Raw genomic sequence first — 24,909 nt, 5'->3', positions numbered from 1 at the left:
AGATGAATGTTTGGGTTAATGCTTATGGTGGTTGTCGCTGTTGCCGGCGGCCATGATGTTGCCAGCGCCGTCGATGTTGCCCGTTACGGATAACGGGCCGTCGATATTGACAGGCCCTTTGATATTCACGATCGCTTCAAGATCGATCGTTCCCGACTTCACCGTTACCGCGTTATCCGTAACGACGACGTCCGTGCCGCCGACCTTGATCGCCACCGTGCCACTCGGCAGGGTGATGGTGTAAGACTTCGCCTGCCAGTCGTAGATCAGCGAGCCGCCATCATCGAAACGCCAGACCTCGACGTGGTCGCGGTTGTCCGGTGGTGGACCGGCATTCCCGTACAGGCCCGGCACGAACGTGCCTTGCGACACGTCACCGCTGGGACTGATCAAGCTGCCCTGCTCGCCCAAAGACGGTGCCCGCCAGTGCCTGGCCTTGCCCGCTGCAATGCTGTGCCACCGCACCCAAGCGCTGACCCATTCACTGCCATCCGACACGCGACATACCGGCGGCGAAGCGGACAGATCCACCGCGACCACGTAGCAAGCCTTTACCGCACCCGCGATCATGCGGTCATGCTGCGCGCTTGCGTAACTCACGGCAGATCCTCCGGCCTGAATTGCCCGTCACCCGGATCGACTTCCAACACCAAAGACCCCGGCGGCTCGTCCGGCCACGGCCATTCCTCAAGGCCGAGATAAACTTGCTGAGTCCACTCCACCAGCCACACCGTGTATCCATCCAGGTGCGGCTGGGTCCAGTCCTGCAGCGATTGCACAAACTCGGCGGGTTCAACTGCCAACCCCCACGTCTGCGAACGCAGCAACACCGCCAACTGCGTCGCCAGTTGCACGGCCTGTTGATGATGGTGCGCCTTGATCGGGTCAACAATGATCCGAGCCTCGAACTTGCACACCAGCGAAGTTTCGCCGGTGCCGATATCTTTACCCGGCTCGATCTCGGCCACCTCCAGAAACACCGCTGGCAGCAACACGCGATCCTTAATGTCTGGCCAGGCTGTGACGGTTTGCACGCCAGGCAAGTGGGTACGCAGATGCTGTTCTACCGCCCGATAAAACTGGTCCAGGCTGAACGGTTCTTCAGACATTGCCGATCCTCTTAAGGTATTTCTGCAGCTCAAAGTTGAGTTCTTGTTTGAGAATCTCCAGCAGACGCTCATCTGCCTTTTTGACCCAGCTGTCGAAATGCGGCCGGGCTTGCTCCAGCGACACCTTGGCTTTGGCCAGCGGGAAACGACTACCGTTTTCGGCGACCCAACCCGAACTCGGCCCGCGACCGGGGGACACCGTGCTGTCCGGGTAGTCGTCTCCGTTGAAATGCTTGCTGGCTGTGCGGATCCAGATGTCGGGTTTGTTGCCGTAGACCTTCTTGAGAAAGGCACCTTCGTAACGCCGCCCCGCCACCGACACACCGCTCCCGGTCTGCCGCGCCCGGCCGATCCGGCTGGATTCGATGGCGTTCAACCCGAACCACAGTTTGCCGCTCGCGGCACCGCCGGAAACCGGATAGCTGCGCAACCGCTGACGCACCGCTGCAACAGCAATGCGCTCTGACCGGCTGACGGCTCGGGCAATGTGCGTGCGCAACCAGCCCAACGTCTTGTTGATTGCGCGTCGATGCGCCGCAGCGGCCGCTTTTGGCACCACCTTGGCAAAGTCCTGGAACGCCTGAAAATCTGCGGCCGAGGACTGGATAGAGATCATCCCGCCCCCGGCCGAGGGTTTGAAATAGCTACCGACGCTCACGGCCGCAACCTCAGAATAAGGGCGACCAGCCCGTCACCGCTCGGTTCGAGCTGGATCAGGTCGTAGTCACCGCCGCCATCCAGGGCAGGCAGGTCAACGCTGACCAGCATGCCCTGTTCCAGACCTTGCGAATCGCTGACGCGGATCTCGAAGCGAGGCTCGCGCAACCCGGTATTGAGCTTGCCGAACTTGGGTTGCAGCCAGGGCGCGGCAAACATGCCGAGCACTGGCTCTTCGCGACCCTCGATCCGTGCGGTGTCGCCGAGCGTTTCGAACACCACCGCGTCAACCTCGGCGATCAGATCGCGAAAGCCCATGGTCAGAGTTCCAGCAGGATCTGGGCGCGCGGTCGAGTGCACAGGTGCAGCGGGTTGGACTGAGCTTCACCGGCCATACCTTTGTTGAAGGGCAGCGGCTCGATCATGCTGTAGTACGGGATGCCTTGGGTGTTGACCGTTTCCATGTAGTCGGCCGGTGCAAACACCGAGATGTATAGATCTGGAACGCCTTCAGGAACCAGCAGCGCCTTGTCGTCATGGACAAAAGACACGCCGGCGACCTTGCCACGGTAACGCTCCCAGATGATGCCGCCGAACTCGAAACTTTCCCGGGCGTCACCACGCAGCGCTGCCGCTTGCTGACTGTTGAGGTAGGTCTCTTTGACCGACTTGTGAACAATCAGCTTGTTCCAGAAGTTCTTGCCGCAGAAAGCGCGCGAACCGGTACTGGTCACGCTGCCCAGCGCATCCTCCTGCATGTCCAGCGCCTCACCGCACATGACCCGCAGCTCGGTATCGGCCTTAGTCAGCCCCATGGACATCTTCTGACGCTGCACACCGAAGCGCTCATACAAGTCCAGCAGCACCGTCGAACCATCAGCGTCGAGGATCTGGCCGTTGAGTGCGCCCATGCGCTGGAACTCATGCGTGGCGTCCAACTGACGACGCGCCTTTGCCAGACGTGCATTGACCACATCCTGAACCGCCTGCAGCTCAGTGCGAGTGCCGAAGGCGCGGATGCCTTGGATCTCATCCGCCTTGATGGTGAAACGCTCCGGCAGGTGCACGGTGTTGAACGGGATCAGGTTGCGCTTGCTCGCAGCAACCACCAGGCCAGAACCACCGCGCTCACCGGCCGGCACCAGTGCCAGGGTGTCACCGTCCTTTTCAATCTGCACGGTCAGCGTGGTAATGCCTTCCTCGCGGAACAGGCCCAACGCGCTGATGCGGCCCGGCAGGTAGGGTTGATCATTGAGTGCAGCGGTCAGCGAGGTAACGGTAAATGCTTCGTCGTCAAAAATGGCGATATCGGCCATGGGTACTCTCCAGAAACGAAAAATCCCGCTCGCGGCGGGATGCATATGAAAAAAGGAAACGTCTTAGCGGACGATCACCGAATGTGCGGCCAAGGCTTTCTCGGCAGCCGGATCGAGGCCGGTCAAATGCGCTTCGCTGACCTCGGCCAACCGCACCACGGCGCGACCGCGACGCACCACATCAGATTCGCCAAGCGGGCCGTAGAGAATGGCGACAGCGTTTTCAGTGCCGTCCTCAGCCGTCGGTTTGTACGGTGCGAATTCGCCGGAGGCGGTCACCAGCCCGAGGATTTGTCCCGGCCACAACTCTGGACCGGCCGCGACGTTGATCGCTTCACGCGAAATGGTGCCGGCGCCTTCGGACAGCAGAAATTCACCTGCGTGCATCGGTTCCTGTTTGATGGTCATGCTCTTGCTCCTTTCGCGCCGCGCGCGGTTCCAGTTTGGGCCGCTTGTCGCGAAGCCCAGATCGAGGTGGGATCAGGTTGTTTGGCCAGCACCTTGGACGCTAGATCGTCCGCCAGCGGCAAACTGTTGTCGATTTCGAAGCCCTTACCGCTGGTGACAATCTTGTCGAACAGACGCGCCCGCACCGCCGCCTCGTCCAGACCTGCCGCGACATACTCGGCGCTGAATTCCGGCAACCGCGCGGCCACGCAGAGGTCGTTTACCGCCTTGGCGCGTGCCAGACCGGCTAAAACGACCTCTTCGCTTTCAAGCTGGGTGGACTTAAGCAGCGGCTCGACCAGGTTGCTGATGCCCGCCGCCGTGCAGCGCTGAGTGACCATCAATGCCAACTTGGCCGAGTCGACTACAGGCGGCACCAGCGGCGGATCGACAGGATCAAGATCAGGATCCGCTTCAGGTGGCTCGTCGAGCTGGGCCAGCAAATCAGCCGGTGCGTTCTGGAATCGTTGCAGCACCGCGCCTTGACCGAGACAGGCTTTGACCTTGACGCCGTCGCCCACTTCATCGGCCAGCCCCAAAGCCACCGCTTCGTTGGCGGTCAGCCAAGTTTCAGCATCAACCATTCGCCGCAGTTCGGCGTCATCAATGTCGGGCGCCTTGGCCTTATAGGCCGCGATGATCGCCTCCAAGGTCTGATCCAATACATCAGCAACCCGGCGGAAGTCCTCAGCGCTACCGCCTGTATAGGTGTATGGGTTGTGAATCATCAACATGGCGTTGGCCGCGATTACTACGCGGTGTGCGCCGCACACGGCCACACTGGCGGCACTCGCTGCCAGTGCATCGATCCGGCCGGTGCAGCGCTCGCCCAGCCGCGACAGCGCGTTGTGCATGGCCAGACCGTCGAACAGGTCACCGCCGATACTGTTGAACGCGGCGACCACCGGCGACACACCATCATCCATGGCGCGCAGATCCTGCACGAACTGATTGGCGGTGATACCCCACGCGCCGATCTCGCCATAGACAAAGACTTCGATCACTCGCTCGGCGGCCTCGCCGCTGGCATGAACGGCGTACCAGGTCTTGTCCTTGACCTCGACGCGTTTGCCGGCGCGGTTGTAAATACGCGGTTTCGCGCTCTTGCTCATGGTTGCTCCTTGTCGTCGGTGTCTTCGACGGCATCCAGGGTGTTGTAGTTGAGGCCCAGCTCTGTGGCCCGCTTCAGATCGGCGGCGTTTTCCAGATCGACCGTTTCGGCGTCGTAGCCGGTACGCAGGACCATCTCGCTGCGCGACGAAAAACCGGCTCTAACCTCCATCGCTCGCGCCTGCACGTCCTGCACCGGCTGGATGTAAGCCCAGCCTTGTGGCACCCAGCGGGTGCGCAGGTATTGGCGGCGCTTCTGTGCGTAATCGTCCAGCACCAGGGCACCCGACAGCACCGCCATGTCCATCCACGCGGCCCGCACCGGGCGGCAAAGTTGATGCACGTACACGCTGAATTGCAGTTGTTCCAGGCGGCGCCGGAACTCGTTGAGCACCACCCGCAGCGCTCGGTCGTTGATACCTCGCATGTCGCCGGTGAGGATCTCGTAAGGCGTACCACTACCGGCCGCTGCAGCCATCAATTGCTGACGCATGAAGTCCGGGTAGTTGTTGCCCGCGTCTGGCGGTTTGGAAAATTCCACCTCTTCGCCCGGACCGAGTTCCTGCATGGTGCCGGGTTCGAGCGCAACCATGGGCGTGAAGCCGTCGCGGTCCAGATCCAATAACGCGCCGGTGATCGGATCGCGTGGCGCCGGACCCGAGTCAGGCGGCGGGCGCTTGATGAAACCGGCGAAAAGGTTGGCCACCTCCTGACGGAACAGCACCGCGTCGTCGTAATTGTCGAGACTGCGCAGGCGCTTAAGCACCGGCGACAATCGAGGCACACCGCGCAACTGGCCAGGTTCGACCGGTTCGAAGATGTGCAGCACCTGAGCAGCCGGCACCCGCACCAGTTGGTTGTAACCAGCATTCAGCGAGGCCGCATCGCGCGGATGCGACAAGTACATCCAGTACGCCACCCGCTTGCCACCGGGCGTGAACTCAATGCCGGCGCGGATGACGTTGCCGTTCTTGGTGCTCTCGAACTTGTCGTGCGGCACGAACTCCGGCGCAAGGATCTGCAACTGCAGCGGAACCGCCAGACCTTCATCCAGACTGCGAGGACGCAAGCGGACGAAGCATTCGCCCGAGGTTTCCACCGTGCGCGCCACCAGCGCCTGCTGGCCGTAGAAGTCAGTACGGTCATCCGCATCCGACTCATCGACCCAATCTCCCCACAGCTCCTGTTCCAGTTTGCGTAAAGCATCGTCGTCAGTCATCGGCCGTGGGGTTATGCCGGTGCCGATCAGGTTGCTGACGCGCTTATCGATGACGTTGAAGGCATACGGGTCATTGCGAACCGCTGCCCGGGAGCGCGACCGCAAATTGCGCAGTGCCGGGGTGTTGATGCTGTTGATCCCGTTGTCGGGAGCGTCCCAGTTAGCGGATCGGCGGCCTTCACCAGCGCCTTCGTAACTGGCCTTGATGTTGGACGGCAGCACAAAGCCGTTACGGGTCAACGTAGGAAAATGTCGCGCCATTAAAGTCCCCTGCCCCCGTGATAAAGGCGAACCACGCGCGAACGTGGCCCGGCGGCGCTGGCCAGCGACGAGCGTATTTCTTCGCGCGCCTTGAGCAGCTCATCGACCGTGCGGTATTCCACGGTACGGTCGGTGTAGCGCACAGTTTTTTCACCGCGAGCAATGGCCGCCTCAACCGCGTCGAGGTGCTTTTTCGTAAATGACATATCAGCGTCTCTTCAGGTAGCCACTGGTGGAGCTGCGGCGTTGTGGGGGGGCCGTTGTCGGACGTGATTTCACGGCTGGTTGCGGCGCCTGTGGTGCTGCCGGTGTTTCGACTGGCCGGCTGAGCCGCTCGCTCTGAACGGGTTGGCCACTATCGCCCGAAGCCGAATGGATGATCGCCTGCCGAATCCGCGCCCAATCGTGATCTTGGTAGCGATTGATGCCGAGGTAATGGGCCATGGCCAGGTTGTAAACCAACAGGTCGAGCGCTTCGTTGCGCTCGGACTTGCCTTTAGTCCATTCGATGCGTTTATGCCCCCTGACGTAACGGGTGACTTTGCGCTCAGCCACACACTGGGCGAAAAAGTCATCCGGCAGGTCGTTGGCAAAGTGCAGCGCTCCCGGGCCGGTGTCGAATGCATAGCGGTTGTAGATCCAGTCCTTCGCCGTGTCGGTACCGACAATCCATAGCTCAGCGCCATGCCGTTCAGTCAGGCCCTTCCATGTCACGTCGACCATCGAAGGTCGCTGCGCGATCACCGGCCGGCCCCGCTTGCTCGCCCCCTTGATGGCGAACACGCTGCGCCAGCGGCGCATACGACAGAACTGATAGACCTCATCCGTATGGTTACCACCGGAGTCGACCGCAGTAGCCATGATCATCAGCTCAGCACCACAAGGGTGTCGGTAACGGGCCTTGAGTAACTCATCCAGCGCCACCCAGGTGCGCTCATCGGCAGGGTCGCCGGAGATCACTTGAAAGTCGACCACCCAGCGCTCCATGCCAGCGCCCCAACCCATCACCATCAGCTCCAGGCGGTTGGCTTGGGTGTCAACGGAAGCGGTCAGCATCAATACGCCGTCGGGCATTGAGCCAAGCCCGTAGCTTTCCAGTCGCGCCCGATCCATCAGCACACCGGCAGAGGTTTGCTCCTGAGCGCTATCCCAGACCTTGGCCAGACGGGTGTTATAAAACACCTGCATCGGCTCCAGATCGCCTTTGGCCTGAGCCTTTTTAGCCTTCTCGAATTGCTTGGCCAACGACGCCCAACCCGTCCAGCCGGGCGGCGAGTACAGCGCATTCAAGTTAAAACCAATGGTTTCGCCATCGCCTTGGGTGTGTGCCCGCCACTCCCCTTTCGCGAGCATCTCGCCCTTATAGCGCTCCTCGATCAGGACGTCGCAGTCGGGGCCGGCACATTGGTAATGCACAACCTGAAAATCCGCCGAGTAATGCAAACGCTCCCATTCGAGAACCTGCATGTGGTCACAGGTTGGACACGGCACGTAGTAGTAACGCTGATCGCTGACCTCAAACAGATCAGCGATCCGTGACGCCCCCCTGACCGTCGGCGAACTGGAAAAATAAAATTTGGCGTTACGGCCGAAAGTACTGCCGCGAGTCTCGGCCAGTTCGACCGGGTCGCCCTCTTCGCCCACGTCCACACTCCAGCGATCAACCTCGTCGCCGTAGATGTAGCGTGCGGAAAGCTCCGCCAGGTTGGCCGCTGAACCGGCCGTGGTGATGTACAGCGAACCACCCTCGAACTCCTTCGTGTCCATGGTGTTGCGCGCATCCCGCGAGCGGTTGGACGCCACGCGCTCACGCAGCACCGGCGTGGCCTTGATGGTTTTACCAATCCGCGACGATACCCGCTTGGCCAACCCAAGACTGGGCAACAACGTGAGGATGTTGGACGGGGCCATATGGATCAGGCCGCCGATCCAGTTCAAGGCGATCTGCGTTTTCATCAACTGCGAAGCCACCATAGTCACCACGCGTTTGCACGGGTGGGCTGGTGACAGACAGCGCATCGGCTCACGCGCATAAGGGGTGCGCGAAGTGTGGTATTGACCAGGCTCGGCCGCACCCGTGTCGCGAGGAATGCGCATGTACTCGTCGGCCCACTGATCAATCCAGACATCTGGCTCTGGTCGCTGCCCACGGAAATACGCTTCGCGGTACACCGTCGCACCGTTCGACATTTCTAAGGACATAGGTTTAGCTCGGGGTAATGGCTTTTTCTAAATCTGCTGTAGACAGCCGCTCAGCATCTTCCAGTGTTTGTCGTAAAGCCGCCGTCAGACGCTTTTCGATTTGCCATGGATCAGACAGCGAGGCCAGTTCAGGCGATAGCTGTGGAGCCATTCCAAGCAAAAGATCGCGCAGTAAGCGACCGGCGTTATAGGCCGCATCTTCGACCGCTTTGCGCTCTACCAAGGTGCCTTGGGCTTTAAGGAAGTTGTTTTTTTCCTGAAGCGACAGGTAGTGCTCACGAAGCGCGCGTGACTTTTGAAAGTCGGGTACCTGACCAGAGGGGTCATCTACAAAGTCTGCGATGACTATTTCCAGCGGTGGCTGATCACCCCGCTTCGGGCGATTGCGCTCATGTCGAGCGGCGACGGCGGCCTTGCTCGGGTCGCTCGTCATGGCCAGAAGCTTCTCGCTGGCCTCCACGTCAATCTGCCCGGCAGCATTCAGAACCAGTCGTTCATTCTTGACCAGCTTGCCGACGTACTGCCTCGACCACCCCTTCAGCTCGCAGTACTCCTTGCGAGTTACAAAAGCCATGCGGCCTCCATCGTCGTGGCTTGTTAAGCCTGTCAACTAACCCGGCTTAGTTGACAAGCCTTCTGGCCATTGCACAGGGGCTGCTGTTCAAGAAATTGAACAGGCATGAAAACGCCTACAGCCCAATAGAACCGGGGGGACTTCACTAAAAACCTTTGTTTTGATCACGCAAATTCTGTCGCTGAAAACCCGGCATTCCTTGTCAACCTGTCAACCGCTGTCAACTAACTTTCCAGCCCTGCGGCTAACGCTTTCCCGCGGGTTTGCGACCCCGTACCCTTCGAAAAGCCCCAGGGTCCCCGGCGGTTCTCGGCGCCAAAACGGTGCAACGCTGCTCGTGCATCCCGATTGCTACTCATTGAGTACGCGCTCCCAAGCCATGGCTACGCAGGTGATCCACGCCGGTTTGCACTGCTGACGCTCCCCACAATCAAGCTCAACCACGGTGTAGTCAACGGTGTAGAAGCCGTCCCGTTGACGCCATAGCAATGAGGCCTCATCCACCGCCTGCTTACGATCCTTGGCCTCCAGCTCGACAGTTTCGAAACACTTGCTCTCAACGGTTTGACGCTGAAAGACCGCGAGAAAGCGTTGATCATCGAGCCCCCGCGGCGCGCGGCTGTCATCTGCAATACGAACAGGCAAAAAGCGATCAGGGATAAACACTGTGTGCGTGGTCTGGCTCATTGGTGCGCCTCATTTACGAAAAAGCCCGCAAGGACGCGGGTTGTGAAGAATGGACTGATCGTGATAACAGGTCTGGTTGGGAGGCGTCACTCCGACGCCCTCATAAAAAAGGACTTAGGAATGCAGCTCGATATCTACCGTGATCAGGCACTTGAGAAACTTCTGATCGTGGAGCGCGGGACAAACATCAATCAGCTCACTGGCCTAAGGCTGGGCTTTCTAAATGGCTTGGATCGTCCCAACCAAATCGACAGCGAATTTGACAAACTTCCCACTAGGATCAAGCTGGATGAAGTGCTACAAGCCGTAAAACAACACGGTTTCTTCGCCTCCACCCACGTGACTCGCGCCCGTGAGATTGATTTGTCCAATTGACGTAAAGCAGCAACGCCGTCGACGAGCGCGGCGACAGTCATCTCTGTCGCCGCCTTGAACTCACTCGCCGGTGTCTGACTTACTACCCTTCAGATTTTTGCGTAGATTCGCCACGTCCTGCATGAGCTGCCCCAGATCCTTGTCCTTGCGTGCCTCAGCCCACTTGAACCAAGCGCGGACCAGCACCCATGCCGGCAGACCACACACAAAGATCAAACCGCCGATAGCAATGAGTCCCACATCGTCGTTTGCCCAGTCGCCAATACCCAACCAGCGCACGACGAAGGCACCGCCACAAATGCTGGAGACTGTGGTGCTGATCATCGCTACGCAGAACTCACGCACCGTCTTCGGGAGTGTCATCGCCATTACGACAACTGCGGCAAGCACGGCAATGAAGCCAAAGGCGCCCAGCTTGTACAGTGCAATACCACCAGCGGCGGTGAGTGGACCGGGTTCGGACATATTGGTGACTCTCATAGGCCACTCCCGGCCGAGGCCTGGGGTGTCGGGAATAGATCCGGCTCCAGCAGCACTCCCAGCTCGGAGCGATGGGTGTGGTAGAACCGAAAACGAAAAAGCCCCGGCAAATGCCGAGGCTCAGAAAGGTGCTGGACTACCGTGACAGTCACGACAACCATGCGAAACGCTGCTTTTTCAGTCATGACAAAATAGCGCCTCAATTATCTGGAGTGCGCTATGAAAGAAGGACGAAAAATTACTGTGGGCGAGTTGCTTGACGCACTGAATAAAGAATCAAGGGACACCGAGGTCATCTTTCAGGGCGGGTTGAATTTCTACCGTTTGAAGCAGCGAGGCGACGATTTGATTCAGGTTGAGTTCAACGAACCCGTATCCGACGCAATGAACTACTACTTCAAGCATCACAAGTAGAATCACCACCACAAAAAGCCCAGCTCGATGGCTGGGCTTTTGCACTCAAGAAACCTGTCGGCTGTTGTGCCAGTAGAGATACGCCAGGCCAACCGGTGCAATGAAAATTGCAAACGACCAGCACATCGCCATCGTGAACCCTTTCACCATCAGCATAAGGATGGCGTTGACGAAAAACACGTTGTTGCCCATCACGTAGCCCACAACGCTCTCATATACGAACCGAGAGTACGGGTAGAGCAGCGTGCAGATGACCGACATCACAATCAGCCCAGGCTTACCCATCAGGCCGGTTGGGCTATTGGCCGCGACCGACAAAATCAGAATCGTAAACAACGAACCAAAAATAAGCTGCCGGATATAGTAGCTGGGGGTCAGCCCGCCAAAAGCTTTCGACAAAAACGAGTGCATAAGATCCCTCTAAACGCTGACTTTGGTGGGGGCCATCATAACAGCATCACCCTCCAGAATCAGAACCGGCGTTCAAGAACGACGCATCCATAGCGCCACGAATTGAAACCCTCGAAAATGTGGCGCGGATCAACCAGGGTTCATTATCAAGCTTCCGAACGAAGGCAACCGGCACATAGTCATGGCTTCGCGTCGAATGCTCCAGAAACGAAAAAGCCCCGGCAAATGCCGAGGCTTAAATTGGTGCAGATGGCCGGTGCTGGTGTCCGGCGCTCGGTTCGGTGTATGCCCGTGGAGGCCCTTTCCGATGCCTGGGCTCGGCAGCACATCAGCCTGCGCATTCATCTGCATAAAGCAAAAAGCCCAGCGGGTTGGCTGGGCTTTCGGTTGTTTCTCGCTCAGCGAGAGCTGGCGATCTTACTGAGCTTGATGAGGACCTGCTTCAGTTTCTCATCGTTGATTCCGAGCTTTTCCAGAGTTTGGTCTGGGTTTTCAGTCAATGGAGCGAGGGCTTTGATGTCTCCAAACGAAACAGTCGCAGCCGGCTCACCCTGCTCATCAAAGAATTCCATCATTGCTACTCCTTGCGATTGGGTTGGGCGTCTTTACGCCGATGACAATCCTATAGGAATCGCGAATAAAAAACCCGGTGCGCTGGCCGGGTTACGAATGTGGGCCACCTCAATATATTTTGGTGACAGTGATGCTTTTGGGTATCAAGATTCCCCGGTTGAAATCTGTTGCCATCACAACTTCAACGTCCGCCTGAACCGCTTCCAGAGTTACCGCTTTGGTGATGTCTAATCCATCAGCGAAGTACAGAGGGAGCCTTTTCTCTCCGGTCGCCTGCGGCAGCGCCCCTCGCCACCCGCTATCAGACTTGTCACGATCCAAGGCTCGAATTTCCAACCTGGTGTTTGTGTAAGCAACATTGGTGTCCTTTACGCGAAAATCAGGTGTTGCAGGAGCATCGGTCGCGGCTTGGTGCGAGAACTCAACACCCGTCGCCTCTTCACCAGCATGCAGCCCTCCTCGACCCTCTCCAGACGCAGGTCGGACGAAATCCAAGGCAGCCTTCACCATCTTCTTGCGATCACCTGTCAGCGCGCCATCAATGGCCGCGCGTAACTCAACAACACTTGCACCCGTTGCTTCGCTGCCAATGTTTATCAGGACATTGTTGTTGGCCTGGATGCTGGGAGTCTCTCCCTCAGCCCCCTTGCCCTTGAAGGTGTCGTAGAGGGTGATTGACTCACTGGCAAGCAGCAGCAACAGAAGGCCTCCAAGGCCGTACTTCGCATATTTTCCCATTTTCGTCTCGTTGAGCCACTTGATGCATTTGTCTCTGTCTACTGCCGAGCTGAAAAGCAACGTCAGTACCAAAACTTCAAGCAAGCTACCTGACTCGATCTTCGCAACCTTCAAGCTGTCGAGATCAATCTCATACTCTACGTCACAAAGATTGCCGACAAGTAATGGCACCTTAGAGGCTAGCTTCTGCAGCCCTAGAAGCGAGGAAACAATCTCATCGATCGGAATCGGCTCTACCGACTCAAAGTAGAAAGAGATAGGGAGATCGAGCGTTAACTGATCCGTCACCGGGAAACTCCATTGATTTTTTCAAGAGAATTTACCCCACGCTCGCAGCTGATAGCTATCTAATGGCAAATAAAAAGCCCGACACATGGCCGGGCTTTCTGGTTGTGCATCTTCAAGACGCAGAACCGCAATGTTGGGTATTAAATTCTCATTTTCTCAGCGGGTCAAGCTGCTTCCGCAATCAATTCCGCTTCGTTGAGAATCACCCATGCTGAAGCAACTGCCGCATCGCGCTCAGACTCCAGCCACTTGCGGATATCCGACCGCCATCGATACAGCGTTTTCTCAGGCGTTGGCGTGTCGGCATTGTCCCAGCTGTGCAGCACCATGAAAGACTCAGGTAGGCGCGGCGTCGCCCAAGCTGTCACGCACTTCGTTCTGAAGAGATGGTGAGCCTTCCCGGGCGCGGATCGGGCCAAGTGGGCGATCGCCGCTACCCGCTGCTGCTGCGTTGAGCCGTCCAGATCCACCATGAAATGCGCCACCAGCACCTGCCAGTGATGCGGCACCAAGACACGACGCAGCAACGATCGGGTCATGCTGTCTTGGGTGAGCTGGTCGAACCGATCCATTGGGCATGGATTGTCGGCCCGAGCTGCCTCCCACGCATCCGGCTCGTACTTGTTCTGCCAGCCAGCCCCCTTGTGCAGAGAGATCGAGTCGACGTTCATCGCTCGCATAACGCCGTGTTCGGCGCTTCGGTAAACCGTCATCAAGCAGCCCTCCGGATGCGGCGCGGCGGCGGTGCATCGTCCAACCCCAGCAGATTGCGCAGCAGACGATCTGCTGTCTTGCTCTTGGCATTACCCTCGGCAACCCAGCGCTTGCAGTAATCACCGAATCCGATGTTGACCCGCGTTGCGTGCCAACTGGCGACCATATCCAACAGGCAAGCCATCGCGGCGGGACCGCCAACTTTCTCCTGCGCCAATCCCTCGCCGGCGATCTTCAAAAACTTGCGCTCATGCTCGAGCAGACTTTTGCGCGGCGATGCCGCGGTAACGTTACTCATCGGGATGCTCCCCTGTACTGACTGGCGAACGAGCGGCCCATTTCGACCTCCTCGTTACTCGGCTCACGGTTGCCGGCGAAGTTGACGAATCGGGCATACTGGCCCTGTTGCTGGACGAGGCACGAACCGACAGGCGCGTGCCTGCACTTCGGCATGATTAACTCGGTAACGCCGTTCTGGCCTTCCTCCGAGTCGTTGTCGCGGTGAACGAGGATGATGCAGTGAGCGTCCGCTTCGATCTGGCCGGAGTCGCGCAGATCGGAGGCGATCGGCTTTTTGCCCGGGCGGTTCGTCGAGTTGCGGTTCAATTGCGCCAGCAAGATCACCGGCACATCCAACTCCTTGGCGATGTTCACGATGCCGGTCGAGATCTTGCCGAGCTCCGAGGTGCGGTTGAACGACTTACCGTCAGAACCGATCAGGCCGATGTAGTCGATCACCACGACGTCGAGGCCGTGAGCGCGTTGCACCTGGCGCGCGATGCTGCGGATGCGTGCCACCGTCAGACCGGACTTGTCGCAAACGAACAGCGGCACGTCGAGGATCTTGCTCACCGCCGAGGTCAATCGAGGCCAGTCATCGTCCTGCAGTTGCCCGTCGTCGAGTTTTCGCAGGTCGATACCACCGATGGATGCCAGCGCGCGGTTGCCCAGCTCTTCCTCTGGCATTTCCAGCGAGAACACCATGCCGACACCGGCACCGGAGCAAGTGATGTGCTGGGCGATCTGTAAGCCGAGCGTCGTCTTACCGCTACCGGGAAGGCCAGCAACTATGGTTACGGTCTTTTTGCGAAGGCCACGAATCAGCTTGTCCAGATCCACCAACCCGGTCGACAACCCAGACTGCACGGTGCCGTTGAACTTGGCGTCGATGACGTCGATGTTGCGCGCCACCACCTCGTCCATTCGTTTGTAATCTGGCTCGTCGGTTTGCAGGTCACGCAGATCTGCGATTGCCTGTTGAGCGCTGGCGACGATCTCGGCGACAGGCCTGTTCTCAGTGGCCAGCTCGCGTACGGCGTCGGCGGCATCCACCAGCCGACGCAGCACGGCGCGCTCGGTCACGACCTTGGCGTATGCCCTCCAGTTGGCAGTGCTCGGCGTGTTCTTCGCCAGCTCGCCGGCGTAGGCCATTGTGCGCGTGCCGCTAGGCAGGTACTCAGCGAAGTCATGAAGCGTTACCGGGTCGACTGGATTACCTGTCAAGTGACATCCAATCATTATTTGGAACAGCGCAGCATTCTCCGGATCGTGGAAGTCCGCCACCGATACCTGACCGGTGATGGCGTCGAACAGCTCGCCATCCAGCAGCATTGCGCCCAGCAATGCGTGTTCAGCCTCATCGCTGAAAAGTTCGCGATATTCGCTCATGCGGTAGCCCTCATCGAGGACCAACTGAAGCCGACTGCTTGACCACCATTCTGGCGCAGACGATCAAGAGCGCGGTCGCCGATGAACTGGCCAAGGGTGCTGGCCGGAAGGTTTGACACAACCACGGTGGGGCGCACCAGCTGATACCGGCGATCGATGACTTCGTGCAGCAGTCCAAGCTCGTATTCGCTGCCCTTCTGCGCGCCGATCTCGTCGATCACCAGCAGGTCCAGCCCGGCCAGTTCGTTGATCACGTCGCGCTCGGTGTATTCGGCTCCGCGCACCATCGCGCCCTTGGCGATGCGGATGACTTCAGCAGCCGAAACGATGTGCGCCACCGCGCCGAACTTCCGGATCACCTGCTGCACGATGCCGCTGGCCAGGTGAGTTTTCCCGGTACCGACATTGCCGGTCAGCAACAGTCCGCGACCGGCGCGGTAGTTCTCCTCGAACTGACCTGCGTAGGCCTGGCACACGATCAGCGCTGAGGCCATATCGGCAGTGCTGGTCCGGTAGTTGTCGAGCGTGCATTCAGCAAAGCGCGGTGTGATGCCCGATCCGATCAGCAGCTCGTTCAGCGCCGTAGCCTTGCGGCGAGCCAGTGCCTGCGTGTGGGCCTCGCTGCGGGTGTCGGCTGTGTTCATCGCCTCCCACTGGCACCGACGGCAAGCGCGCACCAGGTACGAGCCGTCGAACTGCTCGACCTCGGCACCGTCGACCGTGCCGTGTACCGGGCATTGGGCTTCGAAGAAACGAACATCCGGCACGCGGCTGAAGTTAGAAATTGGTTTGGCCATGTGGCACCTCCGGATAAGCGTTTGGTTCGTGTTGCGGCAAGTTGGTGAAGGTCGAGATTTTCCCAGTCGCCGGCGCGAGCTCGTCATGCCAGCGCTCGCCGTTGAGCCAGGTCGCGGCGTTCGGGATGTAACGCCCGCCATCCTTCGCCCAGTCCTCAGAGATGCAATGGCGGCCCAAAGCGGTGATCAAGGTCTGGCGTAGCTCATCGTTCGGCTTCAGCTTCGCCCATGCCTTAAGGGCGTCCTTGCGCGATTTCTTCTTCGGGTACAGTTTCCAAAACTGATCAAAGCCTTCCATCGAGTCAGTGCCCATAGATTTAGGTTCATTGACTGGTTCAGAAGAGTGACTGGTTCTGGTGCTTTCTGGGCCTACACCCCCTGTAGGCTGTGGGCCTACACCTGTGCTTTCTTGGCCTACAGGGGTGCTTTTTTGGCCTACAGCCCAAAGGTTCAGGAAATACAGATTCGTTGAGTTGCCTTTCGGGCCTTCCCGGTTCTCGATACGCAGCAGCCCCTGAGCCTCAAGCTGCTTGATGTGCTTGCGCACCGTACTCCGGTCGATCTCGCACTGGTCAGCGATGTGCTGGTAGGACGGCCAGCACTCTCCGATATCGCTGGCGTTGTCTGCCAACTTGATCAGCACCAGCTTGCGCAGCGGGTTTCCCACCTTGGTTTCCAAAGCCTTGACCATCAGATTCATGCTCATGGTCAGATCTCCAGCTCGGCGCAGACGCGGCGGATAAAGGCATCGTAGGTCTCGCTCATCACCAGGCCCTGATCCTCCAGCGCCTGACGGTAAGCCTTGGCGCTGCCGTACAGAACCCAGCGATCACGCTCTGGCAGGTCCTTGAACGCCGTGTAACTCGGCCACGGGCCGGCGATCACCGACACCGGACCTTTCTCCGCGTTTGTAGTTTTCGATTGGTTGATCATTGCAGCGTCTCCCCCTCCATCAGGTAAACGCCAGCCGCCTGCGCTTCTCCGGAGCTACTGCTCAGTCTCAACACCAGAACGCGAAGCGCCATGTTCGCGTTGGCTATGGAAGCCGACAGGTTCCAAGCCGTGTCCGACTCCAGAAGCAGGTCCCGTGAGTGAGTCAACTCGTCATAGGCTTCGTCGGTGAGGTTGTAGCCCATCGCCGCCAGCGTAAGGTTGTCGAACTGCTCGAAGTACTGCTGATCATGGGCAACCTGACGTTCGATTTTGATTTGAGCGCTCATGCCTCACCCCCGTCGTTTTGAATACCGAGCTCCGCGCGCAAGCGCCGCGTTTGCTCGATCTGAATTTCACGTGGCTCGACGCCGATGATTTCTCGAGCCAGCACCCTCGCGCATATCTGCGCCTCAAGAGCACTCCCGAAAGCCTCTTGCTGGTTGAAATGCCAATGCTCGCGTGAGCCTGGATCGTCTGGACTGCCGATGATCTCGACCGTGCTGTCGAGCAGCTCCCAGATGCGATAGGCAAGCTGCTCGTTGGTGAGAAGGCTCATTGTTTCGTCGTTGATGTGCACGGTCGCTTGAGGCTGCGGAAAGTTGAGTACGTTGCTCAATGGGGCACCTTCTGGACCAGGCGGAACCGGCCCTCAAAATATGGGTGGGTCGCTTGGGTGGCGGTGACCATCGTGGATTCGAAAACAAAACGGTGGAAGGCGGCTGTAACGTGGCTCTTGGACCAGACTAGGTACTGCGAACCCAGTGCTTCCTCATGGCCGTTGCGGACCATGCCAGCGGGGTTCGGCTGGTTTGGCCAGACCTTCAGCACGTAATCGACGACAGCGCCGGACAGGCCGTGGCGCGCCAGCATAGTTTCCTTGATGCGGGTCAGGGACTGACAGTTCTGCGGGCAGTAATCCCACATGGTTGTCTGGCTCAAGTCCTCGACGCGACGCTCGATCCGCTCCAGCGCCAACTGCTGCTCCCGCTGCTGACGCTCCACAGCCACCAGATGGTTCGCGTTGGCGGCGGTGATCTCGGCCTGGGTCATAGGGCGCGCGGCCCGTTCCTCCAAAGCCTGCCAGCGATCAACCAATGCCGCGGTGAACTCGGGGCTGAGCTGGGCCACGATGACGTAGCTGTCACGCTTGCTGACTCGGTACTCCTGAACTACGACGCCGTTACCAGCCTTTGGTCCATCCGCCATTGGCGGTTGGGAGATCACACCTCGAGCTACAAGCCGATCGATGGAGCGCTTGACGTCGTCATGGCGTGAGCCGACCAGATCTGCGATCTCTTGCGAGGACATGGTGACGGCAGCACCGCCTTGGAATTTGGCTATGGTCATTGAACACCCTCGACGTTGATCGCATCGTGCGCGGCGCCGGCGTGGCGGCTCTTCCAGAAAAAATTGCCGGTAGCGAAAGTAATCGACTCCAGCCGACTCTCGATCTCGGTGGCAAGTGGATTGCTCCAGCCGCCTTCGAGCGATGGCACGATATGCGCGAGCAAAATTGATCGCAGCTCACCGAAGGTCGCTCGGGCATTATTCAGCGTGGCCATTTGCTTAGCAGTGACCGTCACGTCCGTCAGCAGCTCGCCCTCAATAACGAGAACAGAAGGAAGATTGTTCATGACCGCTCCTCCAATTCCCGCGCCACGCTTTCGGATTCGCCGTTTTGTGGCGCATAACCCTCGTACGGGCCGAATTGACCAAGACGTGCAAGAAATTCGTGGCCTGGTCGCTCGGCGGAGCGAACTGAGCGAACCATGTCCGTCATGCGTTCATCCATCTTGAGGAAGCGATCAAAGTCTTGAGCCCAGCCAGCAGCCCAGACTATGCGCACAGTGTTGTTTTCAACTTCAGGCTGGAGCATCCCCTGAAGCTCAATGGCCAAGGTTTCATCTAGGAGGCCCGGGTAGCTAACCTTAAAGCCCTCGCTCGCGTAGACCGCTTGGACTTCGTAGTAGTCAAAACCCGCACAGGATTCATAGGGGCGTTTCGGCGCAAGTTGTTGCGCTCCGGGTGGGGCGATGCTATTTTTCGGGTGCATAAAAGCGTCCCTTTGTATTGACGACAAAGTGATTGTTTGGAACTCGTTGGCGCGAGTACCGATGATTAAGCTCAGCCAAGGCTGGGCTTTTTTGTGCCTGGCGTTTAGGTTTCCCCATCATCCACGACACAAAATTAATGCAACCCCCTCCCCTGAGAGGGTTGTCACTTACCCTGGACGGGCTGGCGGAATAGCTGTTCGAGCGCGCATATCACATCTCCAAAAATTGCAACTCATGCCTAAACAGTGCGAAGGCAGGGGTCCGCTTTAACGATTAAATATTCGCTAAAAGATGAATATGTCGCCTTTTCGATTTAATTAGTCGCAATTAGCAAAATCACTGGAGGGGTGAGAGGCCGCGCATTGCGCGGATAAATGTTTGCGCATGCGGAAACTTTCGGCTGGGTGCTCAGTTTCCAGTGAATGCGATGCTCGGCAGTCTGAGAAGTCATCTCGCTGATGCCTCTAGTGCACTGGATGGATTACCAGCACCGTCAGCGGACTGATGCGCTGACGCCTTTGGGCGTACATTTGCGTTCAAGGTCGACGAGTGCTCTGCCAGTTCGGGCCAGATAAGCTCCCAATCAGAAACTCTTAGCGTTTTCCTGGTAACGGCGCCGATCGTTGCTCGCTCAATACCAGATGACATTTCGGCGGAAGCAGTTTTCTGACCATAGGCAATTCGCCGGAGATATCCGCGAGTGGTTCCAGTCTCAGCGACATCGTTATCGCTGGCAGTTTTCAGCCAATCGAGCAAGGGCTGGATCTTGGTGTGCATAGGCGCTCCTTCGGTTATGCACAAAAGATAACCTGAAGGTTACAGACATTCAATACCCACAGGGAATTTACCTATGGGTCACAATCACGGATCATCATCCCTATGGATATTTATGAAATTCGCCGCCAAAACCTAAGGGACCTTGTTAGCTCACGCTTCAACGGCCGTATAGCCGCGCTTGCCGAGGCAGTCGGAAAAGCGGCCAGCTACATTTCTCGGTGCCTAAGCGCCAAGCCAGAACATCGAAAACGGATTGGCGAGCAGATGGCGAGGGATATCGAGAAAACCCTGAACCTTGGGCATCTCTGGCTTGATCGCCCCTTGCATGGTCAAAGCCCATCAACGGAGCACCACGATCGCCAAAACTACGCAAATGACGAGCACAGCCATCCCGAACTTCGAGATATCTCCGCTTGGGATAATTCTTCTCCCGTGCTGGATGATGAAGTCAACGTGCCCTTTCTCCGCGAGGTTGAATTGGCTGCTGGATCAGGAAGATTTGTCATAGAAGAGAGCGAGCGCTCTGGTCTACGCTTTGGCAAGCGCAGCCTTCGTCATAATGGTGTGCAGTTCGACCAGGCCAAATGCGTGACCATACGAGGCAACAGTATGTGGCCGGTACTGCGCGACGGAGCCACAGTCGGTGTCAATACCGGACTGCATAGTGTCAGAGACATCGTTGATGGCGACCTATACGCGATCAATCACAACGGCCAGTTGCGAGTAAAACAACTCTATCGTCTGCCCACTGGCATCCGCTTGCGCAGCTTCAATCGCGACGAGCATCCTGATGAGGACTACACATTCCAGGATATGCAGGACCAGCAAATCGTTATCATTGGTCACGTCTTCTGGTGGGGTATGTACGCCAGGTAACGATCAAATCTTGATAAAAAGACCGCGGACCTAGCGGTTTTTTTTCGTCAACTGCAAATTAATAACCTGTAGGTATTGACCAAATCATAACCCATAGGTAACTTTACTCCATCGTATTTTGCATGGAGCTCCCAACATGAACACCCCAACCCTCACCGCACACGGCTTCATCGGCTTTCTTGGCCGAGGCGCCGCACCTCGCGAGCTGGAATGCCTGATGGCGGTTGCTGGTGGCGCTACAGGAAAAGAAGCAGCACGCGCTCTTGGCGTTACCGAAGACACAATCAAGAAACGCCTTTTGGCTCTGACCACAAAGCTGGGGGTAACTCGCCGAGCCGCCTTAGTCGCCAAGGCCTTCGCCATTGGCTTGATCCAGCCCGCCAGTGCGCCTACTCCAAACCCAAAGCAGCAACGAGATCACGATCAGTATCAAGGCGTGTTTATCGCGTGATCAGCGGCGTGTGCCTGTGCGCGGGCGCAGTCCGGTGATCAGCGAAGCCTGACCCACTCCAAGACGATTTTTTTGCGAAAGCCAACAACGCGGCCGGGATTCGCTCGGCCTGAAAAAGGAGCAATGCAATGCTGATCCTCACCCGGAAAGCTGGTGAAACCATCCGCATCAATGACGACATCAGCATCACAGTGCTTGGCGTCAGCGGTCAGCAAGTGCGCTTGGGTGTCACGGCACCGGCGAACGTTGAAGTGCATCGCGAGGAGATCTACCAGCGTATTCAGGCCGGTGTGCCGAAGGGTGGCCAACGATGACTCGCACTTTTTTAATCTCTCTACTGCTGACGGCGGGCCAGGCAAGCGCCAGCGAACAGCTCATCAGTGTGCAGCACGACAGCCAGCGCGGTGTTACTTGCTGGATCTTGAACAACAACGGCATCAGTTGCCTGCCGGATAGCTCGCTCCCACAGCAGGCCACCTCATCACGCGACGCGGGCCGGGCCTCGCAGGCTAGTTTGCCTCAAGAAAACGCGTTGTTCGTGGGCCCCCCGCTCCCACAGGTTGAGAGGTTCCAGCTATGACGATCGTGACTCAAGGAACGCATCTGCACCTGCAAAGCGACCTAGAAAAACTCGGCGAGCGACTGATCCGCTTCGGCCAAGCACTCAAAAGCCCTGACACCACTGTCGGGCAGTTGACCGCGCTGGCCAGCTCTTGCGGCATCAAGTTGAAATTGCGAGCGGTTGCTGAGTCGGAGGCTCGCAGTGATGGCTAAAACAATCCTGCGCGTGCGCCAGGGCGCGATCGCCTACTACTTGAACGAGTCATCGGTAGGAGCCAAGAACAGCGGGCGTAGGTTCATCCTGAGCCGCACCACCGACCACGGGAAAACGAAAGACGGTTGGATCAAGGTCAACTCGACAGAGCATCAGCTACTGATCGATGCAACGGGCGATGCCGAGCGGTTCGCCGCCTGCGCCAACTTGTATGCAAGCAAACCGCGTCGCCCGCACATCGACCGTCACCATATTCGTGGGATGGCCGGAAAGTGGGAAGGCGTGGCATTTCCAGCTCGCGTGACGCATGGCCGTGACGCGACACAAAACGCGAACGATTAAAAAGTGTCGCGACACGAGACACGGTGAAGTCATGCGCTATGTGACTGTCAGGAAATTTGCCAGCGAGTCTGGCTACACAGAAGACGCGATCCGCTCAAAGATCCGTGACGGGATCTGGCGGCTCGGTGAGATATGGATCAAAGCGCCGGATGGCCGGACGCTTCTCGACATAGAAGGATATGAGTCATGGGTAGAGGCGGGCGGGGAGTTCGGGCGGTCTCCGATACGAGTATCGAAATCACGTTCATGTATCGGGGCGTCCGGTGCCGCGAGCGGATCACGCTCAAGCCCACCGCCACTAATCTGAAGAAAGCCGAGCAGCACAAGGCTGCGATCGAGCACGCGATATCTATCGGCAGCTTCGACTACTCGGTGACGTTCCCTGGCTCGGCCCGGGCAGCGAAGTTCGCGCCCGAGGCCTCCCGCGAAACCATGAATGGCTATTTGACCAGGTGGCTCGAGGCGAAGAAGAAGCACGTCGCGAGCAGCACGTTCGATGGTTATCGAAAGCTGGTCACCCTGCGCCTGATCCCCGCTCTGGGCGACATCATGCTCGTTGACTTGAAGCGGAAGGCGGTGAGGGACTGGCTCGACACCCTGGAGGTGAGCAACAAGACGTTGAGCAATATCCAGAGCTGTCTGCGGTCTGCACTCAATGACGCTACTGAGGAGGAGTTGATCGAGCTGAACCCGTTGGCCGGCTGGACCTATTCACGCAAGTCCGCACCGCCGAAAGAGGATGATGTGGACCCATTCAGCCCCGAAGAGCAGCAGGCGGTGCTGGGCGCCCTCACCGGCCAGGCCCGCAACATGATGCAGTTCGCGTTATGGACAGGCCTGCGCACCAGCGAACTGGTCGCGCTCGATTGGGGCGACATTGATTGGCTTCGCGGGGAGATGATGGTCAGTCGCGCAATGACCCAGGCGAGCAAAGGAAGGGCCGAGGTCACGAAGACTGCCGCCGGGCGCCGAAGTGTGAAGCTGCTCAGGCCGGCGCTCGAAGCATTGAAGGCACAGAAGGCACACACGTTCCTAGCAGATGCCGAGGTCTTCCAGAACCCTCGTACGCTCGAGCGCTGGGCGGGCGATGGCCCGATCCGCAAGACGATGTGGGTGCCGGCGATGAAGAAGGCCGGCGTCCGCTATCGCAGGCCATATCAGACTCGTCACACATATGCCTCGATGATGCTTTCTGCTGGTGAGCATCCGATGTGGGTGGCAAAGCAAATGGGGCATTCAGATTGGACTATGATTGCACGAGTTTATGGCAGGTGGATGCCAAATGCAGATAATTCAGCAGGAGAAAATGCGGTACGGGTTTTCTCGGAACAAACTCGCTTAAACGGAGCAAGTCACGATGGGCTCGATTGTAAGCCTCACGATTGGCGGAATAGAAATCGATTGGGGGAAAAATAACGGATACATCAACCACTCAAAACTATTTACTCCCTCAGATAGAACCCTACTATCCATTACGAAAGATGATGATTGCGAGTACGAGAACTATGGCTACCGGCGAACACTTCGCGATGCAAAGCCCAGATTAGAACTGTACGGGTACAACGAATACACGATCAGGGAAATTTTTAACGAACACAAATTAAACTACCCGGAATATCTTCCGCCTTTAGATATTGACTTTGACACTTTTGCAAGCGTTGTGAAAAAGATTGTTATCGTGCCTCAGGAACATCCGGAAGAAGATGGAAACTACGATCTCGGCGAATATGCCCAGATGATGCTTGGGCTACCAGAATTTGCTGATTTAAGAGAAGCCGTGGGCACCAGTGATAGAGACACGCTTTCTTTTTTTGAAAACCTTAATCCCTATATTCAGTTGTGGTTGCTCTCAACAAATCCTGAGAATCTTGATTTGCAGCTTGAATGGCACACTGGTGGGATAATTGGCGGAGGCTGGACAAGCGACGAGGAACTTTTTCGTGATTGGGAGCATGAGCACTCCTATTTAATTATCACTGAAGGCTCCAGCGATACATTCGTCATCAAAGAGGCTATTAGCTATTTGCGCCCTGACATCAAGGACTTCTTCAAATACATAGACATGACTGAAAACTATCCCTTCACAGGCACCGGCAACCTTTTTAATTTCTATCAAGGCCTGGCGAGAATAGGGGTTGAAAACAAATGCCTTGTGATATTTGACAATGACACCGAGGGATTAGAAAAGCATCAAAAGTGTTCGAATATAAAAACTTTAAGCAATCTCAAAACCACTACGCTACCGCCACTCCCAGATTTTGAAAGCGTCGATACAATTGGACCGAACGGTTTGTTTCGAGCAAATATTAACGGAAGCGCAGTCTCAATCGAATTATTTCTTGATCTTCAATACAAGAACTCGAAGCCGCCAATTGTAAGATGGAGTAATTTTAACAACAACATGCAATGTTACCAAGGCGCGCTAGCAGATAAGGAATTCTACGTTTCGCAATTCCGAAAGGCTCTTAAAAAACCTTCAGGTTATGACTTCAGAAAGCTACATGCCTTGATTGACCACATAGTATCGTGCTGCGGATCAATGACAGCCCGATGATCAATGGCAGCAATATGGCAGCATTGGATCTGAAAGCCTTTCAGAATAAGGCTTAGACGGGGGTTCAAATCCCCCCGGCTCCACCAACTCTCAACGACAAGGCCCGC

At 57.5% G+C, this 24,909-nt stretch carries 36 protein-coding genes and 1 pseudogene; 9 read left to right on the top strand and 28 right to left on the bottom strand.

Features of this window, described 5'->3' with window-relative positions; genetic code table 11:
- Positions 1–15: 15 nt before the first annotated feature.
- From M5G18_RS24700 to M5G18_RS24645, 12 genes are all read right to left on the bottom strand, one after another.
- Positions 16–600, bottom strand: coding sequence for a phage baseplate assembly protein V (locus tag M5G18_RS24700; RefSeq protein ID WP_273898290.1), 585 nt, complete (start codon positions 598–600; stop codon positions 16–18).
- On the bottom strand, positions 597–1,109 hold the full coding sequence (locus tag M5G18_RS24695; RefSeq protein ID WP_273898289.1) for a hypothetical protein: 513 nt from the start codon (positions 1,107–1,109) through the stop codon (positions 597–599). The genes M5G18_RS24700 and M5G18_RS24695 overlap by 4 nt, the downstream gene beginning before the upstream one ends.
- Positions 1,102–1,767, bottom strand: coding sequence for a hypothetical protein (locus M5G18_RS24690; protein ID WP_034155915.1), 666 nt, complete (start codon positions 1,765–1,767; stop codon positions 1,102–1,104). The genes M5G18_RS24695 and M5G18_RS24690 overlap by 8 nt, the downstream gene beginning before the upstream one ends.
- Positions 1,764–2,084 carry a head-tail joining protein gene (locus M5G18_RS24685; RefSeq protein ID WP_034155914.1) on the bottom strand — a complete coding sequence of 107 codons (321 nt, stop codon included), beginning with the start codon at positions 2,082–2,084 and terminating at the stop codon, positions 1,764–1,766. Before M5G18_RS24685 ends, M5G18_RS24690 begins: the two co-directional genes overlap by 4 nt.
- A 2-nt stretch (positions 2,085–2,086) precedes the next feature.
- Positions 2,087–3,082 (bottom strand): major capsid protein, encoded by a 996-nt coding sequence (locus M5G18_RS24680; protein ID WP_150730192.1) that lies wholly within the window; start codon positions 3,080–3,082, stop codon positions 2,087–2,089.
- Positions 3,083–3,145: 63 nt separating this feature from the next.
- On the bottom strand, positions 3,146–3,490 hold the full coding sequence (locus M5G18_RS24675) for a head decoration protein (protein WP_273898288.1): 345 nt from the start codon (positions 3,488–3,490) through the stop codon (positions 3,146–3,148).
- On the bottom strand, positions 3,487–4,641 hold the full coding sequence (locus M5G18_RS24670) for a head maturation protease, ClpP-related (RefSeq protein WP_273898287.1): 1,155 nt from the start codon (positions 4,639–4,641) through the stop codon (positions 3,487–3,489). The genes M5G18_RS24675 and M5G18_RS24670 overlap by 4 nt, the downstream gene beginning before the upstream one ends.
- Entirely contained in the window at positions 4,638–6,119 is a 1,482-nt protein-coding gene (locus M5G18_RS24665; protein ID WP_273898286.1) for a phage portal protein, read from the bottom strand. Before M5G18_RS24665 ends, M5G18_RS24670 begins: the two co-directional genes overlap by 4 nt.
- The gene (locus tag M5G18_RS24660) at positions 6,119–6,325 is read right to left on the bottom strand and encodes a phage head-tail joining protein (protein WP_034155909.1); all 207 of its coding nucleotides are present in this window, start codon (positions 6,323–6,325) and stop codon (positions 6,119–6,121) included. The genes M5G18_RS24665 and M5G18_RS24660 overlap by 1 nt, the downstream gene beginning before the upstream one ends.
- 1 nt (position 6,326) lies before the next feature.
- Positions 6,327–8,321 carry a phage terminase large subunit family protein gene (locus M5G18_RS24655; RefSeq protein ID WP_273898283.1) on the bottom strand — a complete coding sequence of 665 codons (1,995 nt, stop codon included), beginning with the start codon at positions 8,319–8,321 and terminating at the stop codon, positions 6,327–6,329.
- Positions 8,322–8,325: 4 nt separating this feature from the next.
- Positions 8,326–8,895 (bottom strand): terminase small subunit, encoded by a 570-nt coding sequence (locus tag M5G18_RS24650; RefSeq protein WP_273898282.1) that lies wholly within the window; start codon positions 8,893–8,895, stop codon positions 8,326–8,328.
- Between the two features lie 351 nt (positions 8,896–9,246).
- Positions 9,247–9,582: a hypothetical protein gene (locus tag M5G18_RS24645; protein WP_273898281.1), complete on the bottom strand. Its 336-nt coding sequence runs from the start codon at positions 9,580–9,582 to the stop codon at positions 9,247–9,249.
- Positions 9,583–9,702: 120 nt separating this feature from the next.
- On the opposite strand from M5G18_RS24645, the gene M5G18_RS24640 reads away from it, so the two are divergent.
- Positions 9,703–9,957, top strand: a complete 255-nt coding sequence (locus M5G18_RS24640; protein ID WP_273898280.1) for a hypothetical protein — start codon at positions 9,703–9,705, stop codon at positions 9,955–9,957.
- A 60-nt stretch (positions 9,958–10,017) separates the two neighbouring features.
- Here M5G18_RS24640 and M5G18_RS24635 read toward each other — a convergent pair whose 3' ends face one another.
- Complete coding sequence (locus M5G18_RS24635; protein ID WP_273898279.1) at positions 10,018–10,437, bottom strand: hypothetical protein; 420 nt, start codon at positions 10,435–10,437, stop codon at positions 10,018–10,020.
- Between the two features lie 219 nt (positions 10,438–10,656).
- On the opposite strand from M5G18_RS24635, the gene M5G18_RS24630 reads away from it, so the two are divergent.
- The gene (locus M5G18_RS24630) at positions 10,657–10,851 is read left to right on the top strand and encodes a hypothetical protein (RefSeq protein ID WP_273898278.1); all 195 of its coding nucleotides are present in this window, start codon (positions 10,657–10,659) and stop codon (positions 10,849–10,851) included.
- 45 nt (positions 10,852–10,896) lie between these two features.
- Here the strand turns inward: M5G18_RS24630 and M5G18_RS24625 are convergent, their stop codons facing one another.
- The 15 genes from M5G18_RS24625 to M5G18_RS24555 all read right to left on the bottom strand — a co-directional run bounded on the left by M5G18_RS24625 (position 10,897) and on the right by M5G18_RS24555 (position 19,804).
- Complete coding sequence (locus tag M5G18_RS24625; RefSeq protein WP_273898277.1) at positions 10,897–11,262, bottom strand: hypothetical protein; 366 nt, start codon at positions 11,260–11,262, stop codon at positions 10,897–10,899.
- 398 nt (positions 11,263–11,660) lie between these two features.
- Positions 11,661–11,834 carry a hypothetical protein gene (locus tag M5G18_RS24620; protein ID WP_273898276.1) on the bottom strand — a complete coding sequence of 58 codons (174 nt, stop codon included), beginning with the start codon at positions 11,832–11,834 and terminating at the stop codon, positions 11,661–11,663.
- A 109-nt stretch (positions 11,835–11,943) separates the two neighbouring features.
- On the bottom strand, positions 11,944–12,861 hold the full coding sequence (locus M5G18_RS24615; protein ID WP_273898275.1) for a hypothetical protein: 918 nt from the start codon (positions 12,859–12,861) through the stop codon (positions 11,944–11,946).
- Positions 12,862–13,025: 164 nt separating this feature from the next.
- Complete coding sequence (locus M5G18_RS24610; RefSeq protein WP_273898274.1) at positions 13,026–13,574, bottom strand: hypothetical protein; 549 nt, start codon at positions 13,572–13,574, stop codon at positions 13,026–13,028.
- Positions 13,574–13,873, bottom strand: coding sequence for a hypothetical protein (locus M5G18_RS24605; protein WP_273898273.1), 300 nt, complete (start codon positions 13,871–13,873; stop codon positions 13,574–13,576). The genes M5G18_RS24610 and M5G18_RS24605 overlap by 1 nt, the downstream gene beginning before the upstream one ends.
- On the bottom strand, positions 13,870–15,243 hold the full coding sequence (locus M5G18_RS24600; RefSeq protein ID WP_273898272.1) for a replicative DNA helicase: 1,374 nt from the start codon (positions 15,241–15,243) through the stop codon (positions 13,870–13,872). Before M5G18_RS24600 ends, M5G18_RS24605 begins: the two co-directional genes overlap by 4 nt.
- Positions 15,240–16,040 (bottom strand): ATP-binding protein, encoded by an 801-nt coding sequence (locus M5G18_RS24595; protein ID WP_273898271.1) that lies wholly within the window; start codon positions 16,038–16,040, stop codon positions 15,240–15,242. Before M5G18_RS24595 ends, M5G18_RS24600 begins: the two co-directional genes overlap by 4 nt.
- Complete coding sequence (locus M5G18_RS24590; RefSeq protein WP_273898270.1) at positions 16,021–16,746, bottom strand: helix-turn-helix domain-containing protein; 726 nt, start codon at positions 16,744–16,746, stop codon at positions 16,021–16,023. Before M5G18_RS24590 ends, M5G18_RS24595 begins: the two co-directional genes overlap by 20 nt.
- A gap of 2 nt (positions 16,747–16,748) precedes the next feature.
- Positions 16,749–16,973: a hypothetical protein gene (locus tag M5G18_RS24585; RefSeq protein ID WP_273898269.1), complete on the bottom strand. Its 225-nt coding sequence runs from the start codon at positions 16,971–16,973 to the stop codon at positions 16,749–16,751.
- The gene (locus M5G18_RS24580; RefSeq protein ID WP_273898268.1) at positions 16,970–17,260 is read right to left on the bottom strand and encodes a hypothetical protein; all 291 of its coding nucleotides are present in this window, start codon (positions 17,258–17,260) and stop codon (positions 16,970–16,972) included. Before M5G18_RS24580 ends, M5G18_RS24585 begins: the two co-directional genes overlap by 4 nt.
- Positions 17,257–17,589: a hypothetical protein gene (locus tag M5G18_RS24575; RefSeq protein WP_273898267.1), complete on the bottom strand. Its 333-nt coding sequence runs from the start codon at positions 17,587–17,589 to the stop codon at positions 17,257–17,259. Before M5G18_RS24575 ends, M5G18_RS24580 begins: the two co-directional genes overlap by 4 nt.
- Positions 17,586–18,320, bottom strand: coding sequence for a Rha family transcriptional regulator (locus M5G18_RS24570; protein WP_273898266.1), 735 nt, complete (start codon positions 18,318–18,320; stop codon positions 17,586–17,588). Before M5G18_RS24570 ends, M5G18_RS24575 begins: the two co-directional genes overlap by 4 nt.
- Positions 18,317–18,607 carry a hypothetical protein gene (locus M5G18_RS24565; RefSeq protein WP_273898265.1) on the bottom strand — a complete coding sequence of 97 codons (291 nt, stop codon included), beginning with the start codon at positions 18,605–18,607 and terminating at the stop codon, positions 18,317–18,319. Before M5G18_RS24565 ends, M5G18_RS24570 begins: the two co-directional genes overlap by 4 nt.
- Complete coding sequence (locus M5G18_RS24560) at positions 18,604–19,026, bottom strand: hypothetical protein (protein ID WP_273898264.1); 423 nt, start codon at positions 19,024–19,026, stop codon at positions 18,604–18,606. The genes M5G18_RS24565 and M5G18_RS24560 overlap by 4 nt, the downstream gene beginning before the upstream one ends.
- Before the next feature lie 448 nt (positions 19,027–19,474).
- Complete coding sequence (locus M5G18_RS24555) at positions 19,475–19,804, bottom strand: helix-turn-helix domain-containing protein (protein WP_273898263.1); 330 nt, start codon at positions 19,802–19,804, stop codon at positions 19,475–19,477.
- 387 nt (positions 19,805–20,191) lie between these two features.
- On the opposite strand from M5G18_RS24555, the pseudogene M5G18_RS24550 reads away from it, so the two are divergent.
- The 7 genes and pseudogenes from M5G18_RS24550 to M5G18_RS24520 form a co-directional block, all read left to right on the top strand.
- Positions 20,192–20,680: pseudogene (locus M5G18_RS24550) on the top strand (S24 family peptidase); the annotation flags it as partial.
- Between the two features lie 136 nt (positions 20,681–20,816).
- Positions 20,817–21,131, top strand: a complete 315-nt coding sequence (locus tag M5G18_RS24545; protein WP_273898262.1) for a helix-turn-helix domain-containing protein — start codon at positions 20,817–20,819, stop codon at positions 21,129–21,131.
- 128 nt (positions 21,132–21,259) lie between these two features.
- Positions 21,260–21,445: a carbon storage regulator CsrA gene (gene csrA / locus M5G18_RS24540; RefSeq protein WP_150730215.1), complete on the top strand. Its 186-nt coding sequence runs from the start codon at positions 21,260–21,262 to the stop codon at positions 21,443–21,445.
- Positions 21,446–21,707: 262 nt separating this feature from the next.
- On the top strand, positions 21,708–21,905 hold the full coding sequence (locus tag M5G18_RS24535; RefSeq protein WP_187676640.1) for a hypothetical protein: 198 nt from the start codon (positions 21,708–21,710) through the stop codon (positions 21,903–21,905).
- Entirely contained in the window at positions 21,898–22,248 is a 351-nt protein-coding gene (locus M5G18_RS24530) for a hypothetical protein (RefSeq protein WP_273898261.1), read from the top strand. Before M5G18_RS24535 ends, M5G18_RS24530 begins: the two co-directional genes overlap by 8 nt.
- A 186-nt stretch (positions 22,249–22,434) precedes the next feature.
- Positions 22,435–23,664: an Arm DNA-binding domain-containing protein gene (locus M5G18_RS24525; protein ID WP_273898260.1), complete on the top strand. Its 1,230-nt coding sequence runs from the start codon at positions 22,435–22,437 to the stop codon at positions 23,662–23,664.
- Positions 23,606–24,802 carry a HEPN/Toprim-associated domain-containing protein gene (locus M5G18_RS24520; protein ID WP_273898259.1) on the top strand — a complete coding sequence of 399 codons (1,197 nt, stop codon included), beginning with the start codon at positions 23,606–23,608 and terminating at the stop codon, positions 24,800–24,802. Before M5G18_RS24525 ends, M5G18_RS24520 begins: the two co-directional genes overlap by 59 nt.
- Positions 24,803–24,909: the final 107 nt, after the last annotated feature.

This window comes from Pseudomonas aphyarum, assembly GCF_028657055.1.
GTDB classification, from domain to species: Bacteria; Pseudomonadota; Gammaproteobacteria; order Pseudomonadales; family Pseudomonadaceae; genus Aquipseudomonas; species Aquipseudomonas aphyarum.
The sequence above is the reverse complement of the archived record's forward strand: the minus strand, read 5'-3'. Positions and strand labels throughout refer to the sequence as shown.

Bases quoted from the DNA above. Each gene is read 5' to 3' on its own strand.
- M5G18_RS24695 (WP_273898289.1), bottom strand. From the start codon at position 1,109: ATGTCTGAAGAACCGTTCAGCCTGGACCAGTTTTATCGGGCGGTAGAA.
- M5G18_RS24685 (WP_034155914.1), bottom strand. From the start codon at position 2,084: ATGGGCTTTCGCGATCTGATCGCCGAGGTTGACGCGGTGGTGTTCGAA.
- M5G18_RS24680 (WP_150730192.1), bottom strand. From the start codon at position 3,082: ATGGCCGATATCGCCATTTTTGACGACGAAGCATTTACCGTTACCTCG.
- M5G18_RS24675 (WP_273898288.1), bottom strand. From the start codon at position 3,490: ATGACCATCAAACAGGAACCGATGCACGCAGGTGAATTTCTGCTGTCC.
- M5G18_RS24670 (WP_273898287.1), bottom strand. From the start codon at position 4,641: ATGAGCAAGAGCGCGAAACCGCGTATTTACAACCGCGCCGGCAAACGC.
- M5G18_RS24665 (WP_273898286.1), bottom strand. From the start codon at position 6,119: ATGGCGCGACATTTTCCTACGTTGACCCGTAACGGCTTTGTGCTGCCG.
- M5G18_RS24660 (WP_034155909.1), bottom strand. From the start codon at position 6,325: ATGTCATTTACGAAAAAGCACCTCGACGCGGTTGAGGCGGCCATTGCT.
- M5G18_RS24655 (WP_273898283.1), bottom strand. From the start codon at position 8,321: ATGTCCTTAGAAATGTCGAACGGTGCGACGGTGTACCGCGAAGCGTAT.
- M5G18_RS24650 (WP_273898282.1), bottom strand. From the start codon at position 8,895: ATGGCTTTTGTAACTCGCAAGGAGTACTGCGAGCTGAAGGGGTGGTCG.
- M5G18_RS24645 (WP_273898281.1), bottom strand. From the start codon at position 9,582: ATGAGCCAGACCACGCACACAGTGTTTATCCCTGATCGCTTTTTGCCT.
- M5G18_RS24640 (WP_273898280.1), top strand. From the start codon at position 9,703: ATGCAGCTCGATATCTACCGTGATCAGGCACTTGAGAAACTTCTGATC.
- M5G18_RS24635 (WP_273898279.1), bottom strand. From the start codon at position 10,437: ATGAGAGTCACCAATATGTCCGAACCCGGTCCACTCACCGCCGCTGGT.
- M5G18_RS24630 (WP_273898278.1), top strand. From the start codon at position 10,657: ATGAAAGAAGGACGAAAAATTACTGTGGGCGAGTTGCTTGACGCACTG.
- M5G18_RS24625 (WP_273898277.1), bottom strand. From the start codon at position 11,262: ATGCACTCGTTTTTGTCGAAAGCTTTTGGCGGGCTGACCCCCAGCTAC.
- M5G18_RS24620 (WP_273898276.1), bottom strand. From the start codon at position 11,834: ATGGAATTCTTTGATGAGCAGGGTGAGCCGGCTGCGACTGTTTCGTTT.
- M5G18_RS24610 (WP_273898274.1), bottom strand. From the start codon at position 13,574: ATGACGGTTTACCGAAGCGCCGAACACGGCGTTATGCGAGCGATGAAC.
- M5G18_RS24605 (WP_273898273.1), bottom strand. From the start codon at position 13,873: ATGAGTAACGTTACCGCGGCATCGCCGCGCAAAAGTCTGCTCGAGCAT.
- M5G18_RS24600 (WP_273898272.1), bottom strand. From the start codon at position 15,243: ATGAGCGAATATCGCGAACTTTTCAGCGATGAGGCTGAACACGCATTG.
- M5G18_RS24595 (WP_273898271.1), bottom strand. From the start codon at position 16,040: ATGGCCAAACCAATTTCTAACTTCAGCCGCGTGCCGGATGTTCGTTTC.
- M5G18_RS24590 (WP_273898270.1), bottom strand. From the start codon at position 16,746: ATGAGCATGAATCTGATGGTCAAGGCTTTGGAAACCAAGGTGGGAAAC.
- M5G18_RS24585 (WP_273898269.1), bottom strand. From the start codon at position 16,973: ATGATCAACCAATCGAAAACTACAAACGCGGAGAAAGGTCCGGTGTCG.
- M5G18_RS24580 (WP_273898268.1), bottom strand. From the start codon at position 17,260: ATGAGCGCTCAAATCAAAATCGAACGTCAGGTTGCCCATGATCAGCAG.
- M5G18_RS24570 (WP_273898266.1), bottom strand. From the start codon at position 18,320: ATGACCATAGCCAAATTCCAAGGCGGTGCTGCCGTCACCATGTCCTCG.
- M5G18_RS24565 (WP_273898265.1), bottom strand. From the start codon at position 18,607: ATGAACAATCTTCCTTCTGTTCTCGTTATTGAGGGCGAGCTGCTGACG.
- M5G18_RS24560 (WP_273898264.1), bottom strand. From the start codon at position 19,026: ATGCACCCGAAAAATAGCATCGCCCCACCCGGAGCGCAACAACTTGCG.
- M5G18_RS24555 (WP_273898263.1), bottom strand. From the start codon at position 19,804: ATGCACACCAAGATCCAGCCCTTGCTCGATTGGCTGAAAACTGCCAGC.
- M5G18_RS24545 (WP_273898262.1), top strand. From the start codon at position 20,817: ATGAACACCCCAACCCTCACCGCACACGGCTTCATCGGCTTTCTTGGC.
- csrA (WP_150730215.1), top strand. From the start codon at position 21,260: ATGCTGATCCTCACCCGGAAAGCTGGTGAAACCATCCGCATCAATGAC.
- M5G18_RS24535 (WP_187676640.1), top strand. From the start codon at position 21,708: ATGACGATCGTGACTCAAGGAACGCATCTGCACCTGCAAAGCGACCTA.
- M5G18_RS24530 (WP_273898261.1), top strand. From the start codon at position 21,898: ATGGCTAAAACAATCCTGCGCGTGCGCCAGGGCGCGATCGCCTACTAC.
- M5G18_RS24525 (WP_273898260.1), top strand. From the start codon at position 22,435: ATGGGTAGAGGCGGGCGGGGAGTTCGGGCGGTCTCCGATACGAGTATC.
- M5G18_RS24520 (WP_273898259.1), top strand. From the start codon at position 23,606: ATGGGCTCGATTGTAAGCCTCACGATTGGCGGAATAGAAATCGATTGG.